The organism is Microcystis sp. LE19-41.2A, assembly GCF_027530405.1.
GTDB lineage: Bacteria > Cyanobacteriota > Cyanobacteriia > Cyanobacteriales > Microcystaceae > Microcystis > Microcystis aeruginosa.
In genome coordinates this window covers 1-5,125 of record NZ_JAPZQJ010000238.1, presented here as the reverse complement: position 1 = coordinate 5,125, position 5,125 = coordinate 1, and the positions used below count along the sequence as shown (strand labels likewise).

At 42.5% G+C, this 5,125-nt stretch carries 1 protein-coding gene and 1 pseudogene; both read right to left on the bottom strand.

Features of this window, described 5'->3' with window-relative positions:
- Window positions 1-404: 404 nt before the first annotated feature.
- Window positions 405-596 (bottom strand): annotated as a pseudogene (locus tag O9290_RS28170) (hypothetical protein).
- A gap of 151 nt (window positions 597-747) precedes the next feature.
- Window positions 748-5,125 (bottom strand): beta strand repeat-containing protein (locus tag O9290_RS10560; protein ID WP_288087035.1); only part of this gene is annotated, 4,378 nt, incomplete at its 5' end.

Genomic DNA, 5,125 nt, shown 5'->3' with positions numbered 1-5,125 from the left:
AATCCTTATCTGGCAAGAGATTTAATTGATTAGTTCGCTCTAGATCGCAAACAATTGACAAAAATCGCGGTAATGTCTGTCTCTATAAGGGTTTCATTCCTTATAACCCCCATCCATTGCATAACACAAACCGAAGAGCCCTTTTTCCCTGAAAATTAGGTAATTGACCACCTGAAAATGGGTAAAACCCCACACCCTGCCACCAGGGAAAACCTTTTCAGCAGACCCTAAGTAGGTAGGCGTTAAAAATTATCAGATGCCCCCCTTATTAAGGGGGGATTAAGGGGGGATCGGCACCCCCCTTATCAAGGGGGGCAGGGGGGATCGAACCTAAAATCCATTTTTAATTTAATTATAACCAGCTACTTATTATAGCAAAGGGATTGCTACTTGCTTCCAATTAGTCACTGATAACTGATAACTGAATAAAGTTTGTCAGCGAAACGTTTTTTTGTCTTAAAGTCCAGAAACCGGGTTTCTCCGAGAAACCCGGTTTCTAGGTGAACTTCGGGAAAAAAGAAGGATAAAAACGCTTCAAAATATTCGCTTAATGCTTCTTTCTAGGGTTCATCATAATTGGCGTTTGTTGGGTTCATGGCGAGATAAATTAGCACACTAAGTACGGAAGAACCGTAGCGTAACGCACCGATTTAATAATAGAGGTGGTGCGTTACGGCGGATTGTTAATTTTGGTTTTTTGACGGAATTGGTGGCCGCCTAACGCACCCTACAAGCTGTTTGGCTAGGTTAATTTATCAGTGTGAAATCAGCCGCCATCAGGGTAGGAACAGTCAACAAATTGGCAAATTCAGAGCCACTTCCTAAGCCAGCAGCACTACCATTTTGATTGTAGTAGATACTGCCACTACTGGTACTGTAAACGATAAAAGCACTGCTAGTGGCGACTAAATCATCGTCAGCGACGCTGGCAAATTCAGCCGGTTGACTGAAGCCATTGCCAATGATACTTTGTAAGGCAGTAAATACGGCTTTACTTAACGCTATTTTATCACTACCCGAAGTGAAATCGCTGATGGCATCGATGCCTAAATTACTACTGTTGAAGATAAAGTTATCGCTACCATTACCACCAGTAAGTAAATCATCACCAAAACCACCAATTAAACTATCGTTTCCGTCTTGACCGGTTAATTGATCGTTGCCACCACCACCAGTTAGAGTATTATTAAGGCTATTCCCGGTTAGTCGGTCATTACCGCTATCGCTAATAATATTTTCGATGGTGTTATTTGCCGAAAAAGTCAATTTTAGATTATTGGTGACGACGGTTTGGACAGTAGTAATCCCTAAGTTAACTCTTACTGCGGTATTTGTCCCGGTAAAGTCGAGGGTATCGATACCGCCGGTGGTAGTTTCTTGGATGGTATCGCTTCCTAATGGGGTTGAAGCATTGAAACAGTAAATATCGTTACCATTAGCGCCAGCGAGGATATTGTTACCGCTATTTCCGGTAATTTTATTGTCACTGGCGTTACCTGTACCGTTAATATTATTACTGCCAATTAGTCTGAGGTTTTCGACATTATTGGGTAAGGTGCGAGTACTTGCGCTTTGTAGGGTGTCAGTAATAATTACTTGTCCAATTGCTTCGTCGGGATTGATGGTGGCATTAACGGGATTTGACAGGGTTACTGTAAAGGCTTCATCAGGTTCATTGAGGTTATCATTGAGGATGGGAATGCTAATAGTAGCAGTGGAAGTATTAGCAGCAATGGTGAGGGTTCCTGTCTGGCTAGTGTAATCTACATTAGCGGTAGCATCAATGGCTGTAGTGGTATAGTTGACAGTAATTTGTTGTGTACTTGGATTATTTACAGTGACGGTGAGGATTGCATTACTATTTTGACCTTCCACCACGGTGATGTCGTTGATGGAGAGTTGGGGGGTGACAGTGCTATCGTCATCATTAATCGTACCTTGTCCTTGATTATCGGTTATCGTAACATTACGGCCATTGGCTTGTAAGTTACTCAGATTGACGAAGAAAGTCTCGTTATTTTCAACTTTAGTATCGCCATTGACAGCAACAGTAATCGTCTTAGAAGTCTCCCCAACATTGAAGGTTAAGGGAGTAGTAGCAATCGCTGTATAATCATTATCTGCTGTCGTAGCGGTTCCATTGGCTGTAGCGTAATTGAGGGTGACAGATGTATCAACTGGATTGGAAAGGGTGACGGTAAAGACTGCATTGGTAGTCCCGCTATTTCCTTCGCTAACAGTTACGTCATTGATTGAAATAGAGGCACTGTCATCATTATTAATTGTTCCCGTCACTGGGGTGGTCGTACCTATTGTATAACCTGTCCCCGCAGCGAGGGTTAAAATAACAGTTTCGTTACTTTCAACTGTAGTATCAGCAGTGGGGTCAACAGTTACAGTAGCGGTCGCTGAACCAGCAGCAAAGGTGACTGTATTGGTAGTCCCTGTACGAGTGTAGTCGGTATTGAGAGTCGCTGTCCCCCCGAGGGTGTAATTGACTGTCAAAGCATTTGTTGTTACACCGTTGCGGGTAAAGGTATAGACTAAGTTAGTTGTCCCATCTTCGGTAACACTACTAGGAGAGACAGCAAGAGTAATACTAGGGAAATCATCATTGGTAATTGTCCCCGTCACTGGGGTGGTCGTACCTACTGTATAACCCGTCCCCGCAGCAAGAGTTAAAATAACAGTTTCATCACTTTCTACTGTTGTGTCAGGAGTTGGGTCAACGGTTACAGTCGCAGTCGCTGAATTAGCCGCAAAGATGACACCTGCGGGAATAGAAGCGTAATCGGTTCCATTGGTTGCTGTCCCCCCAACACTGTAGTTAACCGTCAAAGGATTGGTTGTAGAACCGGTGCGAGTGAAGGTGTAGATGAGATTACTTGTCCCGTCTTCTGTCACGCTTGCGGGGGAAACAGCAAGGGTGATTGTAGGAACATCTAAAACACGAACCGAGATATTATCTATACCCCAAATTCCAACACCGTAGTAAGAGCCTGGGTTAGAAGTTGTGAAATTAAGGCTTAGAGCATTAGAAGGATTGGTAAAAGTATAAGTGAGATGATAGACTGAATCGTTTGGATTGTTAAACGTATTTATGTAACCCAGAGTATTGTTTTCAACTGCACCTGTACCGGGCGAATAGTTACCTTGACCCGTACTATTAGGATAGGATTGGAAGGCCGGGGGATAAGTATTAGAGTTAGCAAATGTAGTATTTACTAGGGTTTGACCGTTTGAAGTCGCCAGGGTAAAAGTGTCTTCACCGCCGTTTCCACTCCAATTACCGATAATAAACAAGTCAAACTCAACAGTAACCGTGTTATTGTTCAGTAGAGGATTATTTAAAGTTAGACTAACCGTATCATTGCTAAACTCTCCCAGAAACTTCCTTCCTCCAATGGGAGTAGTTGAGCGATTTGTCTTCGACCATTCACTTCCCGCGCTAGTTTCAAAGTTATTAGAGTAAATATTATTCAGTATGTTCCCATCACTATCAAAGCCAACAACAAAAGCATCACTACTTCCCGAATTGCTATTACCAGGTAAACCCCCCGATGTATCACCAGTAACATAAACATTACCACTACTGTCAATTCTGATTCCATTAGCAGAGTCCGCAGCAGATGTCCCAAACTGTCTCACCCAATTTAGAGTACCGTTGGCATTATACTTAGCGACAAAAGCATCACTACCACCCGCACTAATATTACCGGGTAAACTGCCTGTAGTATAACCAGTTACATAGACATTGTTATCAATGTCCCTGCTAATTCCGGTAATCTCGTCATTACCAGATGTACCAAACTGTCTCAACCACAGTTGATTGCCATTACCATCATATTTAGCGACAAAAGCATCATAAGACCCCAAATTGCTATAACCGGGTAAACCGCCTTTAGTGCTACCAGTAACATAGACATTATTACTACTATCGCTACTGATTCCGGTAATCTCGTCATCACCAGATGTACCAAACTGTCTCAACCACAGTTGATTGCCATTACCATCATATTTAGCGACAAAAGCATCATACAAACCTAAATTAGTATAACCGAGGAAACTGCCAAAAGTCTTACCAGAAACATAGACATTGCCATTACTATCGCTGCTGATTCCTTCAGCATAGTCATGACTAGATGTACTAAACTGCTTAACCCACACTGGATTGCCACTGGTATCATACTTAGCAACAAAGGCATCATAAGACCCTAAGTTAGTATAACTGGGGAAACTGCCATCAGTATAACCAGAAACATAGACATTGCCACTACCGTCACTGCTGACTCCTGTAGCAGAATCATAACCAGATGTGCCAAACTGCGCCATCCACAGTTGATTACCATTGGCATTATACTTAGCAACAAAGGCATCTTCACCCCCTTCAGTCCGACCAGAAACATAGGTATTACCACTACTTTCACTGCTGATTCCTGTAGCATAGTCAGAATAGGCTGAACCAAACTGCTTCACCCACAGTCGATTGCCATAAACATCATACTTAGCGACAAAGAAATCATTGTTTCCGAAATTAGTATTACCGGGTAAACTGCCATTAGTGTAACCAGTAACATAGATATTGCCATAACTATCGCTGCTGACTCCACTACCGGAGTCTCCCCCAGATGTACCAAACTGTCTATAACCTGTCGTCCCGAAAGAGAAAGCCATCTCAATCTCTACCGCTTGTCCCCCAAGATTTATCACCGCATGATCATTTTCTCCTTTTAATTGAGCCAATTCTGTAGGGGTTAAACTTTTCCCCGACACTAAATTAGCAAAAATTTCTCCCTCATCTCCGGCGCTATCCACCTGATTAATTTGAGCATCCACATAATGCCCAATTTCTTCTAAAATTACATTAACTATCGCTGCTGACGAGGCCGTATTCAAAAAAGATGCTGATAGATAAATCTTATTGGTACTGCTGGAATAGGCCCCTTTTGCCGTCCCTAAAACTTCACCACTAAGTACCTCAATTGGGGGAATTTGACTAAAATTTCGGCTTTTCCACTGCTGTCGTAATTCCGTCGCCTTAACCACATCATAATTTGTGCCAAAAGCAGTTTCTAAATTCGCCCAAAAACCATCAGATTGAGCGAAATTGAACAAAACATCGTCA